Source organism: Azospirillum sp. VT-I1 (assembly GCF_055698305.1).
In genome coordinates, this window is sequence record NZ_CP168800.1 from 351,103 (window position 1) to 364,878 (window position 13,776).

General features: G+C 68.3%; 15 protein-coding genes. 10 read left to right on the plus strand and 5 right to left on the minus strand.

What is annotated here, in order from left to right; translation table 11 throughout:
- Positions 1-88: 88 nt before the first annotated feature.
- The gene (locus AB8P05_RS01660) at positions 89-574 is read left to right on the plus strand and encodes a GNAT family N-acetyltransferase (protein ID WP_472758544.1); all 486 of its coding nucleotides are present in this window, start codon (positions 89-91) and stop codon (positions 572-574) included.
- On the opposite strand, the gene AB8P05_RS01665 is transcribed toward AB8P05_RS01660, so the two are convergent.
- Entirely contained in the window at positions 571-1,269 is a 699-nt protein-coding gene (locus AB8P05_RS01665; protein ID WP_472758545.1) for an EAL domain-containing protein, read from the minus strand. The genes AB8P05_RS01660 and AB8P05_RS01665 overlap by 4 nt on opposite strands.
- Before the next feature lie 204 nt (positions 1,270-1,473).
- On the minus strand, positions 1,474-3,807 hold the full coding sequence (locus AB8P05_RS01670) for a xanthine dehydrogenase family protein molybdopterin-binding subunit (RefSeq protein WP_472758546.1): 2,334 nt from the start codon (positions 3,805-3,807) through the stop codon (positions 1,474-1,476).
- Between the two features lie 151 nt (positions 3,808-3,958).
- Between AB8P05_RS01670 and AB8P05_RS01675 the strand changes: the two genes are divergently transcribed.
- The 3 genes from AB8P05_RS01675 (at position 3,959) to AB8P05_RS01685 (ending at position 6,302) form a co-directional block, all read left to right on the plus strand.
- Positions 3,959-4,699, plus strand: a complete 741-nt coding sequence (locus AB8P05_RS01675; protein ID WP_472758547.1) for an SOS response-associated peptidase — start codon at positions 3,959-3,961, stop codon at positions 4,697-4,699.
- Positions 4,677-5,264, plus strand: a complete 588-nt coding sequence (locus AB8P05_RS01680; RefSeq protein WP_472758548.1) for a thermonuclease family protein — start codon at positions 4,677-4,679, stop codon at positions 5,262-5,264. Before AB8P05_RS01675 ends, AB8P05_RS01680 begins: the two co-directional genes overlap by 23 nt.
- A 234-nt stretch (positions 5,265-5,498) precedes the next feature.
- Positions 5,499-6,302 carry a response regulator gene (locus AB8P05_RS01685; protein ID WP_472758549.1) on the plus strand — a complete coding sequence of 268 codons (804 nt, stop codon included), beginning with the start codon at positions 5,499-5,501 and terminating at the stop codon, positions 6,300-6,302.
- A 107-nt stretch (positions 6,303-6,409) separates the two neighbouring features.
- Here AB8P05_RS01685 and AB8P05_RS01690 read toward each other — a convergent pair whose 3' ends face one another.
- A complete protein-coding gene (locus AB8P05_RS01690) occupies positions 6,410-6,667 on the minus strand; it encodes a GlsB/YeaQ/YmgE family stress response membrane protein (protein WP_455171582.1) in 258 nt (85 codons plus the stop codon).
- Positions 6,668-6,929: 262 nt separating this feature from the next.
- Between AB8P05_RS01690 and AB8P05_RS01695 the strand changes: the two genes are divergently transcribed.
- On the plus strand, positions 6,930-7,751 hold the full coding sequence (locus AB8P05_RS01695) for a DUF4142 domain-containing protein (RefSeq protein WP_472758550.1): 822 nt from the start codon (positions 6,930-6,932) through the stop codon (positions 7,749-7,751).
- A gap of 97 nt (positions 7,752-7,848) precedes the next feature.
- Here the strand turns inward: AB8P05_RS01695 and rpe are convergent, their stop codons facing one another.
- A complete protein-coding gene (gene rpe, locus AB8P05_RS01700) occupies positions 7,849-8,502 on the minus strand; it encodes a ribulose-phosphate 3-epimerase (RefSeq protein WP_455171584.1) in 654 nt (217 codons plus the stop codon).
- A gap of 219 nt (positions 8,503-8,721) precedes the next feature.
- Here rpe and modA point away from each other — a divergent pair, with 219 nt between their 5' ends.
- From modA to modC, 3 genes are read left to right on the plus strand one after another with little or no spacing between them, the layout of a single operon-like run.
- A complete protein-coding gene (gene modA / locus AB8P05_RS01705; RefSeq protein ID WP_472758551.1) occupies positions 8,722-9,531 on the plus strand; it encodes a molybdate ABC transporter substrate-binding protein in 810 nt (269 codons plus the stop codon).
- A gap of 10 nt (positions 9,532-9,541) precedes the next feature.
- Positions 9,542-10,237 carry a molybdate ABC transporter permease subunit gene (gene modB / locus AB8P05_RS01710; protein ID WP_324872017.1) on the plus strand — a complete coding sequence of 232 codons (696 nt, stop codon included), beginning with the start codon at positions 9,542-9,544 and terminating at the stop codon, positions 10,235-10,237.
- Positions 10,238-10,239: 2 nt separating this feature from the next.
- Positions 10,240-11,358 (plus strand): molybdenum ABC transporter ATP-binding protein, encoded by a 1,119-nt coding sequence (modC, locus tag AB8P05_RS01715; RefSeq protein WP_472758552.1) that lies wholly within the window; start codon positions 10,240-10,242, stop codon positions 11,356-11,358.
- A 63-nt stretch (positions 11,359-11,421) separates the two neighbouring features.
- Here the strand turns inward: modC and AB8P05_RS01720 are convergent, their stop codons facing one another.
- A complete protein-coding gene (locus AB8P05_RS01720) occupies positions 11,422-11,733 on the minus strand; it encodes a hypothetical protein (protein ID WP_455171587.1) in 312 nt (103 codons plus the stop codon).
- 387 nt (positions 11,734-12,120) lie between these two features.
- Between AB8P05_RS01720 and AB8P05_RS01725 the strand changes: the two genes are divergently transcribed.
- Positions 12,121-12,492, plus strand: coding sequence for an FtsB family cell division protein (locus tag AB8P05_RS01725; protein ID WP_455171588.1), 372 nt, complete (start codon positions 12,121-12,123; stop codon positions 12,490-12,492).
- 192 nt (positions 12,493-12,684) lie between these two features.
- The gene (pdhA, locus tag AB8P05_RS01730; protein ID WP_472758553.1) at positions 12,685-13,704 is read left to right on the plus strand and encodes a pyruvate dehydrogenase (acetyl-transferring) E1 component subunit alpha; all 1,020 of its coding nucleotides are present in this window, start codon (positions 12,685-12,687) and stop codon (positions 13,702-13,704) included.
- Positions 13,705-13,776: the final 72 nt, after the last annotated feature.

A 13,776-nucleotide genomic window follows, 5' to 3' on the forward strand; every position in this document is an offset into this window, starting at 1 on the left:
TGTCGGACGGAGAAGGCGGATGACGGTGGCAGAGCGGTCGGAGGGTGGTCGGGTGGTCGGTGCAGGCGCATCGGCCCTATGGCGTGCTATGACCGCGGCCGATCTGGACCGGCTGCTTGCCATTGCGGACATCGTGCATCCGGACTACCCGGAGGACCGCAGCGTGTTTGAGGAGAGGCTGGCGCTTTACCCCGCCGGCTGCCGTGTGGCGGAATGCCGCGGCGAGACCATCGGCTATGGCGTCATGCATCCGGGCAGGCTGGGCGTCCCGCCGCCGCTCGACACCCCGCTGGGCAGCCTGCCGGCCGACGCCGATTGTCTCTACCTGCACGACATCGCGCTGCTGCCGGAGGCGCGCGGCACCGGGCTGGGGGCTGCGGTGCTGGACTATGCGCATGGGCTGGCGCTGCGGGAAGGCTGGCGCTGGCTGGCGCTGACCTCGACGCCGGGCGCGCGCAGCTATTGGGACCGGGTCGGCTTCACGCCGTACCGGGACGGCGGTCCGGCTCTGGCGGCGAAGCTGGAGAGCTATGGTGGCGGGATGAGCTACATGACGGCGCCGGTGCGGGCCTAGGCCGTCAGCATCGCCATCTCCGGATTCGTCACCACCGCCTCGAAGGCGGGCTTGGCGAACAGGTAGCCCTGCATCAGCGTGACGCCCAGGTCGCGCAGGGCCTTCGCTTCGCCGGCCGTCTCCACCCCTTCGGCGATGGGGGTGATGGCGAGGTCCTCGCACACCGCGAGGATGGCCTTGACGATGCTGCGCCGCGCCCGTTCGGTGTCGATGCTGCGGGTCAGCTCCATGTCCAGCTTGATGATGTCCGGCTGGAATTCCGCCAGCAGGTTCAGGCCGGAATAGCCGGAGCCGAAATCGTCGATGGCGGTCAGGAAGCCCTGGCGCTTGTATTCGTTGAAGATGCTCTTCAGGTGGTCGTGGTCCACCACCCGCTCGTTCTCCGTCACCTCGAAGATGATGCGGTCGGTGGGGAATCCGGTGCGGCGGGCGGCGGCCAGCGTCGCGCGGATGCAGGCTTCCGCCTTGTAGACTGCGTTGGGCAGGAAGTTGATCGACAGGCGGGCGCCGTTCATCGGCAGGGTCGCGGCCAGCTCGATGGCCTTGACGCGGCAGGACTGGTCGAAGGCATAGCGCGTGGCGTCGGTCACCTGCCCCAGGACCCAGCCGGCGCCCTGGCCGGCGGCGCCGCGGACCAGCGCCTCATGCGCCCAGACGGCACCGCTGGAGACATCGACGATGGGCTGGAACGCCATCGTGAAGTCCAGATCGAGACGGTCCGCACATTGACCGCCGCACCCGCCGTCGCCAAACGCCATCACCCTACCCCCGTCAGACCAGTGGACTCCACCTTTAGGTAAGCGGCTATACCATGGATTTCATCCGACGGAGGTGTGGCAAGTGCCACACCTTCCGACTAGGACTTTCCCTGACACCCGCAATAGGACGCTGGAAACCGCCTATTCCGCCGCCATGCGGGTTTCGGCACCGCGGATCGCTGCCCAGACGGCTTCCGGCGTCGCCGGCATGTCGATATGGGTGATGCCGAGGTCGGACAGCGCGTCCACCACCGCATTGATGATGGCCGGCGGCGCGCCGATGGCCCCGGCCTCGCCGGCGCCCTTCATGCCCAGCATGTTGGTGGTGCTGGGTACGCTGTTCAGCTTCACCTCGATCGGCGGCATGTCCACCGCGCGCGGCATCTGATAGTCCATGAAGGACCCGGACAGCAGCTGTCCACTGTCGGGGTCGAACACCACCCGCTCCTGCAATGCCTGACCCAGCCCCTGGGCGACGCCGCCATGGATCTGGCCGATCACCAGCATTGGGTTGATGACCGTGCCGAAATCGTCGACCACGCTGTAGCGCACCACCTCGATCACGCCGGTGGCGGGGTCGATCTCCACCTCCGCGACGTGGCAGCCGTTGGGGAAGGTGCTGGCCGGCGGGGTCCAGCGCGCCATCTCGGAAAAGGCGATGCCGCTGCCGCCCTCGGCGGCCTTGGCCGCGACCTCCTTCAGCGACACCGCGCGGTCGGTGCCGACGACGGTGAAGCGGCCGTCGGCGAACTCCACGTCTACCTCAGCGGTCTCCAGCAGATCGGCCGCAACGGCGGTGGCAGCCTTCACCACCTTGGCCGCCCCCTCCGCCAGCGCCGAACCGCCGACCGGGACGGAGCGCGAGCCGCCGGTGCCGGAGCCCCAACTGACGCGGTCGGTGTCGCCCTGCACCACCTCCACATCCTCCGGCGGAACGCCCAGCCGGTCGGCGAGGATCTGCTTGTAGGCGGTCTCGTGGCCCTGGCCGTTGGTCTGGGTGCCGATCATCAGCACCACCTTGCCGTCGCCGTTGACCTGGACGGTCGCCTGCTCCGGCCCGCCGCCCGAGCAGGCTTCGATATAGGTGGACAGGCCGGCGCCGCGCAGCTTGCCGCGGGCCTTGGCCTCCGCCTTGCGGGCGGGCAGGCCGGCCATGTCGGCGAGGATCAGGCCATCCTCAAGATTCCGGGCGAAGTCGCCGGTGTCGTAGACCTGCCCCATCGGCGTGGCGTAGGGCATGGCGGTCGGCGGGATGAAGTTGCGCCGCCGGATCTCCGCCGGGCCGAGGCCGGTGACCCGCCCGGCATGGTCGATCAGCCGTTCCAGCAGATAGGCCGCCTCCGGCCGGCCGGCGCCGCGATAGGCGTCCACCGGCTGCGTGTTGGTGAAGACGCCCTTCACCCGCACATAGACCGCCGGCGTGCGGTAGGAGCCCACCAGCATCGCCGACCCGGCATCGGTCGGGATGAAGGGGCCGTAGTTGGACAGGTAGGCGCCGAGATTGGCGACGGTATCCACCCGCAGCCCCAGGAAACGGCCGTCGGCATCCAGGGCGAGGCGCGCCTTGCTGACATGGTCGCGGCCATGGTCGTCGCTGATGAAGCCCTCGATGCGGTCGGCGGCCCATTTCACCGCGCGGTTCAGCCGGCGGGCGGCGAACAGGCAGGCGACATATTCCGGATAGTTGAACAGCTTCATGCCGAAGCCGCCGCCGACATCGGTGGTCAGCACGCGGATGCGCTGTTCCGGCTCGTTCAGGATCTTGGCGAACTGCTTCTGCAGGCCGTGGACGCCCTGGCTGGTGACGTAGATCAGCAGGCGGCCTGGCGCGCCGTCGGCACCCGATTCGACGCCGGCGACGCAGGCGCGGCCTTCCATCGGGTTGGCGACAACGCGGTTGTTGACCAGCTCCAGCTCCACCACGCGGTGGGCGCCGGCGAGTGCGGCCTCCACCGCCGCCTCGTCGCCGGTGTCCCAGTCGAAGCAGAGGTTGTTCGGCGCCGCGTCCCACACCAGCGGCCGGCCGGGCTCCAGCGCCTCCAGCGTGCCGGTGACGGGGTCGCGGTCCTCGTAATCGACCATCACCAGCTCGGCCGCCTCCCGTGCGGCCTCCAGCGTTTCGGCCACCACCATGGCGACGGGATCGCCGACATGGCGGGCGAAGCCGCGGGCCAGCGCCGGGCGCGGGGTGCGGACATAGTTCGACCCGTCGCGTTGCTTCAGCACCGCCTGGCAGGGGATCATGCCGACATTCTCGGCATCCAGGTCGGCGACGGTGTAGACCGCCAGCACGCCGGGCTGCGCCAGCGCTTCCGACGCATCGACCGAGCCGATGGCGGCGAAGGCATGGGGGGAGCGGACGAAGGCCGCATAGGCCTGGCCGGGAAGAGACACGTCGTCGGTATAGCGGCCGCCGCCGGTCAGCAGCCGGGCGTCTTCGGTGCGCGGAACCGCCTGTCCGATGCCGAACTTCATGGGTGAACTCCCGCCTTCCGGTTCGATGCGATTGTTGTGCTTCGCGAAGATAGGCCGGCTCAAGCGTCAGGGAAACCCCCGGCGGTGGCCGGGCACTGCAGGCTGGCGCCCGCCGGCCGCAGGGCCCATATTCCAAAACATGTGTGGACGCATGCTACTCACCACCCCGGTCAGCGAGGTCCAGCGTCTGTTCGGCGTTCCCGAACGGCCGAACCTGATGCCGCGATGGAACATCGCCCCGACCCAGGACATCCCCGTCATCCGGCGGGAGGAGGACGGCCGCCATCTGGCGATGGTCCGCTGGGGGCTGGTGCCGCCCTGGGCCGACGATCCGTCCATCGGCGGGCGGATGATCAACGCCCGCGGCGAATCGGTGGCGGACAAGCCGGCCTTCCGCGACGCCTTCCGCAAGCGCCGCTGCCTGATCCCGCTGGACGGATTCTATGAATGGACCAGCGTGGGGGAGGGGGCGAAGCCGCGCAAGCAGGGGCACGTCATCCGCCGCCGCGACCGCGGCCTGTTCGCGCTGGCCGGGCTGTGGGAACGCTGGCGCGGACCGAAGGGCGCCGCACCGCTCGACCCGCCGCTGGAAACCGCGACGGTGGTGACGACGGCGACCAACGCCACCCTGTCCTTCCTGCATGACCGCATGCCGGTGGTGCTCGACCCCGCCGACTGGGACGCATGGCTCGATCCGGCGACCCCGCTGCCGGTGGTGGAGGGGCTGATCCGCTCCGCCCCGGACGACTGGCTGGACGTGGTGCCGGTGGGGCCGAAAGTGAACAGCGTGCGCAACGACGACTGCTCCTGCCTCGACCCGCCGGAAGAGGCCGTTGCCGTCACGAAACCGGCCAAGGGGAAGCCGGACGATGACCAGCCGAGCCTGTTCTGAGCTGCTGCCGGTGACGAGAATCGCGCTGCTTCTGCTCTGCGGTCTGGTGCTGGCCGGCTTGGTGCAGGCAAGTCCCGCCGTGGCGCAGACCAACCAAGCCGCCAAGGGGCGCGGCCCCATCGCAAACACGCCGGACCAGACCATCAAGGGCGCCGCCATGGCGGTGGAGGGCGACCTGCTGACGGTGAACGGCACGGCGGTTCGGCTGATGGGAATCGACGCGCCGGATCCGGGGCAGAAATGCAAGAACCGCTACGGCCATGAACTCGACTGCTTCAAGGTCGCCACCGCCGTGCTCGCCAATATGGTGAAGGGCGAGGAGGTGACCTGCATCGTCACCGAACAGGACCGCACCGGCGAGAAGAAGGGCGAATGCCGGGTCCGCGGCGTCGATCTCGGGGCGGCGATGGTGTCGCGCGGCTGGGCCTTTCAATATGCCAGCCTGTCGCCGGCCTATCAGAAGGGCGAAGCCTATGCCCAGAGCAAGCGGATGGGTCTGTGGGCCGGGCAGGTGGAGAAGCCGTGGCAATGGCGCTCCCGCCAGCTTCGCGAAAAGGCGAAGTGAGAGCATTTGGTCGTTCGGTAACTGCCCTTCGGCACTGACTGACGGGCTGAGGTCGTTCGTTGGCTTGCACACCTCCATTTCCCATTCGACCGCTTCGGTTGGCGTGGTAGGATTCCGCCAAGGCGAATAACGACCTCCGCGGGCCGGTAGGGTTTCCCGGCGAACGATTGGAGAGGCTGGCAGAGAGGCTGAATTCCGGATCGGCAACTCCCGCAGGGGAGCGGAGTCACGGGTATGCTCGTTTACGAATGCGAACTGTTCGAGGTGGTCCCGATCCTGCGCCGCTATGCGCGGGCGCTGACGGGCGCCACCGACCGTGGCGACGCACTGGTTACGCGCTGTGTCGAGGCGGCAGTGATGGCGCCGTCGCGCTTCGGCCTCGACCGCGGCGGGGACGGTGCCCGGCTGTCGATGTACGCCCTGCTGAATCTGCTGTTCGACCGCTCCCCGGAAGAGTTCGGCCCGCCCGGCCGGCCGCTGCCCTCGCCCCATCCCATCGAGCGCGCGCTGGCCGACCTGCCGGAGACCGACCGTCGCCTGTATCTGCTGACCGCGCTGGAAGGGCTGAGCATCCGGCAGGCGGCGAAGGTGTTGCAACTGCCGGCGGGGGAGGCCATCGACCGGCAGAAGGCCGCCCGCGCCCGCGTGCGCTCGGCGATGGTCCAGCGGGTCATGGTGGTCGAGGACAATGCCCTGCTGGCGATGGAGCTGGGGGAGCTGGTCGCCGACATGGGCCATGTCGTCTGCGGCACTGCCGGCAACGAGGCGGAGGCGCTGGCCCTGCTGAAGGCGGAAAGGCCGACGCTGGCCCTGCTCGACGTCCGGCTTGCAGACGGCGGCAGCGGGATCGAGATCGCACGCCGGCTGAAGCGCGTGCGCGACCTGCGCACCATCTTCGTCACCGCCTTCGACGACGACATCCGCGCCCTGGACGCCCGCCATCTGGGGCAGATCGTGCGCAAGCCCTTTACCAACGCCGGCATCCAGGCCGCCATCTCCCGCGCCATCTTCATGCCGCAGCCGGTCGCGCTGGCGTGAGGGGTATGGACCTGTCGAGGCCATGAAAAAAGGGACCGCCGGCAATCCGGTGGTCCCTTTTTCTGCAAGGCGGCCTCCAGGAAGCCGCCTGCTTCGGCCGGTGCCCGTTATACCGTGTGCCGGCGGCCGGCGATCATGCGGTAGATGGCCAGGATGATGATCGCGCCGACGATGGCGCCGATGAAGCCCGCACCTTCGCCCGGACGGTACCAGCCGACGGCAGCGCCGAGATAGGTGGCCAAGAAGGCACCGGCGATGCCCAGCAGCGTGGTGATGATGAAGCCGCCCGGATCGCGACCCGGCATCAGGAACTTGGCGACGATGCCGGCGAGAAAGCCGATGATGATCGTCCAGAGAATGCCCATGGTGTTTTCCCTTCCGTTGCGGGACCGTCTTCCCATGCCCAATAACGGGCAAAGCGGCGTTTGGTTCTCCTTCCCGGCGGATCTTTTGGCGCGATGCTCTTTTGGCCCAATGCTCTTTCGGGCAGCCGGAACCTTTCGCATAGGCATGATGTTCTCCGCAGCACATGACCGCCGTCGCGCTTCGGTGCTGACGCGGAGGAGCGGAACGCCGCCACGCCCTTTCGGCCGGGCCGTTCCGCAAGGAAAGCTGGGAGAATTTCTCATGACCAGGACGTTCGTTTTCACCGCCATGGGCGCGGTTCTGCTGTCGACCACGGCGATGGCACAGGTGGGCGGCGCGACCTCGCCGCAGGCCGGATCGAGCTACACCATGGGAACGCCGTCGGGCGGCATCCCGCCGCTGGACGCGCCGGCCCGCGGGCTGCCGGTGACCGACACGCCGCAGGGCGGCAAGGTGGTCGTGCTGGGTGAAGGCATCGGCGCCCGCCGGCTTGCCGAAGAGCGTCGCATGGAGCAGCAGATGGCGACCGGCATCGCCGGCTCCACCGCCGGCGCGGGTGCCGCGATGACCGGCAGCAGCATCGCCGGCGGCAGCATGGCCGACCAGGACCGCGCCGCCCGCATGGCCCCGGTGGCCAGTGCCGCCGACTTCGTGAACCGCGCCTCGCAGAGCGACCTGTTCGAGCTGTCGTCGAGCCGCATGGCGGTCGAACGCTCCGGCAACGAGGCGGTGCGCCAGTTCGCCCGCCACATGATCATGGACCACACCACCACCAGCGAACTGGTGAAGACGCAGGCCCGCGCCAGCGGCATCGAGCCGCCGGCCCAGCCCGACCTGGACCAGCAGCAGAAGCTGAGCCAGCTGCAGGGCGTTCGCGGTGCGGCCTTCGACCGCATGTATGTGAACCAGCAGGTCCTGGCGCACCGTGAGGCGGTCGACCTGTACCGCACCGTCGCGAGCAGCACCGACCCGGACCTGCAGCCCTACCGCAGCCTGGCGCAGCAGACCCTGCCGAAGCTGCAGCAGCATCTGAATGAGATCGAGGGCATCGCGGCCAGCGCGCCGCTCGCCAGCGCCCGCTGATCCCGCCGCTCTGAACGGCCGAAAACGGAACGGCCCCGCACCGCTCCCCATCCGGGGGGCGCTGCGGGGCCGTGCCCGTTCGCAGATCCGCTGCGGATCAGCGCAGCGCGCGGATGTTGGCGGCGTACTGGTCCGGACCGCCGGTGAAGGTGGCGGTGCCGGCGACCAGAACGTCGGCGCCGGCTTCGATCGCCAGACGGGCCGTCTCCGGGTTGATGCCGCCGTCGACCTCCAGGTCGATCTGCTTGCCGAGCGCGTCGATGCGGGCGCGCAGGTCGCGGATCTTCGGCAGCTGGCTCTTGATGAAGCTCTGGCCGCCGAAGCCGGGGTTCACCGTCATCACCAGGACGAGGTCGATGTCCTCCAGCACATGCTGTATGGCGTCCACCGGCGTCGCCGGGTTCAGCGAGACGCCGGCCTTCTTGCCCAGCGACTTAATGAGTTGGATCGTCCGGTGCAGGTGCGGACCGGCTTCCGGATGGACGGTGATGATGTCGGCACCGGCCTTGGCGAATTCCGGAACGAACAGGTCCACCGGCGAGATCATCAGATGGACGTCGAAGACCTTGGCGGAATGCGGCCGCAGCGCCTTCACCACGCCCGGCCCGATGGTGAGGTTCGGGACGAAATGCCCGTCCATCACGTCGATGTGGATGTAGTCGGCGCCGGCGGCATCGACCGCGCGGACCTCCTCGCCCAGCCGGGCGAAGTCGGCGGAGAGAATCGAGGGGGAAATCTTCACGGCGCGCATGGGAGGTTCCTGAAGCAGAGGTGAGGGCTGGGACCGGGTCCGATTCGCCGCACTTCCTATCACGGGCCGGCGCGGCAAGTCATGACATGATGTGAATTGCAGCGGACCTCTCCGCAGGGTTCCGCAAGCGCGAACCCGGCCGTTTGCGCTTTACCGCAACCGCGAAGCGCTGTATCCATCTGTATATAGGTTTGGCGTCGAACATGGCAGGAGGTGGCGATGATCGGTGTGCGTTCGATCCTGGGGCGGGGCGGACTCAGGCTTGCGATGTCGGCGGCGGTGCTGGGCTTCGGCCTGACCCTCGCGGCGCCGGCGGCGATGGCGCAGGATGTTTTGGTTCTGGCCGCCGCCTCCACCAAGAATGCGGTGGACAAGCTCGCCTCCCAGTTCAAGGCGAAGACGGGACTGTCGGTGACCTCGTCCTTCGCCGCATCCTCCGCCCTTGCCAAGCAGATCGAGAATGATGCGCCGGCCGACATCTTCATCTCCGCCGATCTCGACTGGATGGACTATTTACAGAAGCGCAATCTGATCAAAACCGACAGCCGAACAAACCTGCTGGGGAACGAGCTGGTGGTGGTGGTGCCGAAGGGGACCGCGCTGAAGCCTGACCTGTCGAAGGGCGGCAAGCTGGCGGAGCAGCTGGGCGACGGGCGGCTGGCCACAGGCGACCCGTCGAACGTTCCGGTCGGGAAGTACGCCAAGGCGGCATTGGAGTCTCTCGACCAGTGGAAGGCGGTCGAACCCAGGCTGGCGCGGGCCGACAGCGTGCGCGCGGCGCTGGTGCTGGTCAGCCGGGGCGAGGTGCCGATGGGCATCGTCTATCGCACCGACGCCGCCATCGATCCGGGGGTGGAGGTCGCCGCGGTGTTTCCGCCGGACAGCTACCCGCCGATCATCTATCCGGCGGCGCTGGTGGCGGCATCCAAGAGCACCGGCGCCGCCGTCTTCCTCGACTTCATGAAGTCGGCGGACGGCATGGCGGTGTGGAAGGAATTCGGCTTCGTTCCGGCCCCCAAAGCACCGTAAGCTCTGCGGCATGGATATCCTGACGCCGATGGAGACCACCGCGTTGCTGCTGAGCCTGCGTGTCGCGGGCGTCGCCATCGCGTTGGGGTTGCCGGTTGCCGTGCTCGCCGCCTGGGTGCTCGGGCGCTACAGCTTTCCGGGCAAGACGCTGGTCGATGGGCTGGTCCATCTCCCGCTGGTGCTGCCGCCGGTGGTCACCGGCTATATCCTGCTGGTGACCATGGGGACCAAGGGGGTGGTCGGCGGCTGGCTGTACCAGACCTTCGGGATCAAGCTGATCTTCACGGCTGAAGGCGCGTCGCTGGCGGTCGCCGTGACCTCCTTCCCGCTGATGGTGCGTGCCATCCGGCTGTCGGTGGAGGCGATCGATGGTGGACTGGAGGCGGCGGCACGCACGCTGGGCGCCGGGCCGGTCGACCGCTTCTTCACCATCCTGCTGCCGCTGATGGCGCCCGGCCTGCTGTCCGGCGCCATCGTCGCCTTCGCCGCGGCGATGGGCGAGTTCGGGGCGGTCATCACCTTCGTGTCCAACATCCCCGGCCAGACCCAGACCCTGCCGCTGGCGATCTATGCCGCCACCCAGGAACCCGGCGGCGACGCGGTGGCGGCGCGGCTGGCGGCCATCTCCTTCGGTGTCGCCCTGATCGCGCTCATGCTGTCGGAGTTCCTGGCGCACCGCGTCCGGCGGCTGATCGGACAGACCTGACGATGCTCGACCTTTCGATCCGCCAGAGGCTGGGCGCCTTCACGCTCGACATCGCCTTCACCGCCGAGGAGCGCGGGGTGACCGCCCTGTTCGGCCGCTCCGGTTCCGGCAAGACGTCCGTCATCAACGCCATCGCCGGGCTGACGCGCCCCGATTCCGGACATATCCGCATCGGCGAGACGGTGTTCTTCGACAGCGCGCATCGCCTCGACGTGCCGGTGGAAAAGCGGCGCATCGGCTATGTCTTCCAGGATTCGCGCCTGTTCCCGCACATGACCGTGCGCAGCAACCTGGAATTCGGGCTGCGTCGGGTGGCGGCCGCCGAACGCCGCATCGCCTTCGGACCGGTGGTGGAACTGCTGGGGCTGGGCCATCTGCTGGACCGCCGGCCGCGCGGGCTGTCGGGCGGCGAAAAGCAGCGCGTCGCCTTCGGCCGCGCCCTGCTGGCCCAGCCGCGCCTGCTGCTGATGGACGAGCCGATGGCCTCGCTTGATGCCGCCCGCAAGGCGGAGATCATGCCCTACATCGAACGGCTGCGGGACGAGATGAACATCCCCATCGTCATGGTCAGCCACGCGCTGGACGAGGTCGTGCGCCTCGCCACCACCATGGTGCTGATCGGGGAGGGCAGGGTGCGCGCCGTGGGCCCGGTCGGCACGGTGATGGGGCGGCTCGATCTGTCGGCCGTAACCGGCGCGCAGGATGCCGGCGCGGTGCTGGACCTGACGGTGGAGCGCCATGTCCCGGAGGATGGGCTGACCGTGCTGGCCTTCGACGGCGGGCATCTGACCGTGCCGCAGGTGGAGCGGCCGGTCGGTGCCGCCGTGCGCCTGCACATCCACGCCCGCGACGTCATCGTCGCCCTGCAGCAGCCGGTCGGCGTCAGCGTGCGGAACGCGCTGACCGCCACGGTGGCGGAGGTCGCGGAGTCGGGGCCGTCGTCCGCCGACGTGCGGCTGGCGGTGGGCGGCTCCTTCCTGATCGCGCGCATCACCCGCGCGGCCGTCCGCGAACTGGACCTGACGCCCGGCCGCCCCGTGGTCGCGCTGGTGAAGGGCATCGCCTTCGAACCGGGGAGCACCGGCGCGACCAGCGAAGGGCGGCGGGTCGTCGATGTGTGAGGAACCGGCTTTCCCTTGAGAAACTCCCCTCCCCCTGTGGGAGAGGGGGTGTTCCGCTGGACCTTACTGGCCGCCCGATGGGGTGGCCGATCCGCCGGTGCTGGCGCCGCCGCCCGCCGATCCGCCGGCCGTGGAGCCGCCCGGCATCGTCGTGGTGGCACCGCTGCTGTCGTTCATCGAATTGCCGGAGGTGCCGCCCTGCACCGGGACGCCGGTCGACGGCGGCGGGACCGTGGTAGAGTCGCTGCTGGACCCGCTGCTGGTGGTCGGGCTGGTCTGGTTCGCCGCGTTGGAGTTCTGGGCGTTCTGGTCGTCGCAGGCCGCCAGCCCCAGAAGCAGGGCGGGAAGGGCCGCGATCAGAAACTTGCTGCGCATGGAGTGTATCTCCTCAGCCATTGGGCGGCGCCGCCAGGGAGGCCGGCAACCGGAAGCGCTTTCGCCAATCCCGGTACGGCTCCGGCAACGCCGTGTGTGGGTCGAAACACGCCACCGCCGGTTTCATTCCATTCCCCCTTAGCACTATGCCGAGTGGATGCCGTCCGGCGACGGGGCAGGGCGCACCCGCCAGCCGCCCGGAAGGGTGGCCGGAACAGCCTGCCGGCAGGTGCGGAGAACTTTCACGGAACGTTCCGAAAACTTGTGGCGTGGGCGTGGCGGGTACCCATTACTGGGTTGCGCAAAGAACACGACACTTTTGCGACTTGCCTGTTCCATCTTTTTCGTTTGACCGGCGGAAAGTCGCTGTGATTCCATCGCAGCACCATGACGATGATCGCCGACTTCACCGACACGCTCGCCCGCGCCGCCAAGAGCGCGCTCCGCCAAGCCATCATGCCGGCGCTGTGCGCCTGCGTGGTCGCTTACTTCGCCTACTACGCGATCCATGGCGATCGCGGGCTGGTGGCGATGAAGCAGATCCAGGGGGAGATCGCCCAGGCCGAAGAGGTCCTGAACCAGCTCCGCACCGAGCGGGAGGAGATGGAACGGCGCGCCCAGCTTCTGCGCGGCGACGGGCTCGACCGCGACATGCTGGAGGAGCGGGCCCGGCTGATGCTGAATTTCTCCAACCCGCGCGACATCATCGTCAAGCTGCCGAAGATGGCCGATCCGGAAGGGGCCCCGGTGCAGAAGTAAGGGGAAATCAGCCGATTAACCGAAATCCGGTTAATCGAAAATAGCGCTGCAAAAACAGATATTTGCGCGGGCTGTAAAGCTCGTGTAGTGTGCGCGCCATATTCGCTTCCGGTGCGGGCTCTCGCATGCCCGCAACGCGTGGCGGCAAGGGTTGTCTAAGGCCCAATGCCGCTTGAACCCTGGGGAGGAATCATGGCCGCGTCCCGACGCCGTCCGACCAAGGCGCAGACCGACACCGCGCCCGCTCAAGCCGTCTCTTCCGAAGAGCTTCTTCATTACTACCGCGAGATGCTGCTGATCCGCCGCTTCGAAGAGAAGGCGGGCCAGCTGTACGGCATGGGCCTGATCGGCGGCTTCTGCCATCTGTACATCGGCCAGGAAGCCGTCGTGGTCGGCGTGCAGGCCGCCCTGAAGCAGGGCGACACCGTCATCACCAGCTACCGTGACCACGGCCACATGCTGGCCTGCGGCATGGAGGCCAAGGGCGTGATGGCCGAGCTGACCGGCCGCATCGGGGGCTACTCCAAGGGCAAGGGCGGCTCGATGCACATGTTCAGCCGCGAGAAGAACTTCTACGGCGGCCACGGCATCGTCGGCGGCCAGGTTCCGCTCGGCACCGGCCTCGCCTTCGCCCACAAGTACCTCAATGACGGCGGCGTCTCCGCTGTCTATTGCGGTGACGGCGCCATCAACCAGGGCCAGGTGTACGAGAGCTTCAACATGGCGGCGCTGTGGAAGCTGCCGGTGCTGTTCGTCATCGAGAACAACAAGTACGCCATGGGCACCTCGCAGGAGCGCGCCTCGGCCGGCGAGCTGCACCAGCGCGGCGCCGCCTACGGCATCCCCGGCTATCAGGTCAACGGGATGGACGTGCTCGAGGTGAAGGCCGCCGCCGACCAGTGGGTGAACTACATCCGCGAGGGCAACGGCCCGGTCATCCTGGAGATGAAGACCTACCGCTACCGCGGCCACTCCATGTCCGATCCGGCCAAGTACCGGACGAAGGAAGAGGTCGAGAAGATGCGGTCGGAGTCCGATCCCATCGACCAGCTGAAGGCCAAGCTGCTGGCCGGCGGCCATGCCGACGAGGACAAGCTGAAGGAGATCGATCGCGAAGTGAAGGCGATCGTCACCGAATCGGCCGAGTTCGCGCAGCAGAGCCCCGAACCCGATCCGGCGGAACTGTGGACCGACATTCTGGTCGAGACCTGATCGTCGAATCCACCGTCTGGTCCTGACGTCAACGAAAAGCAGGAGCGGCGCCGACCGGAACGGGTTGCCCCC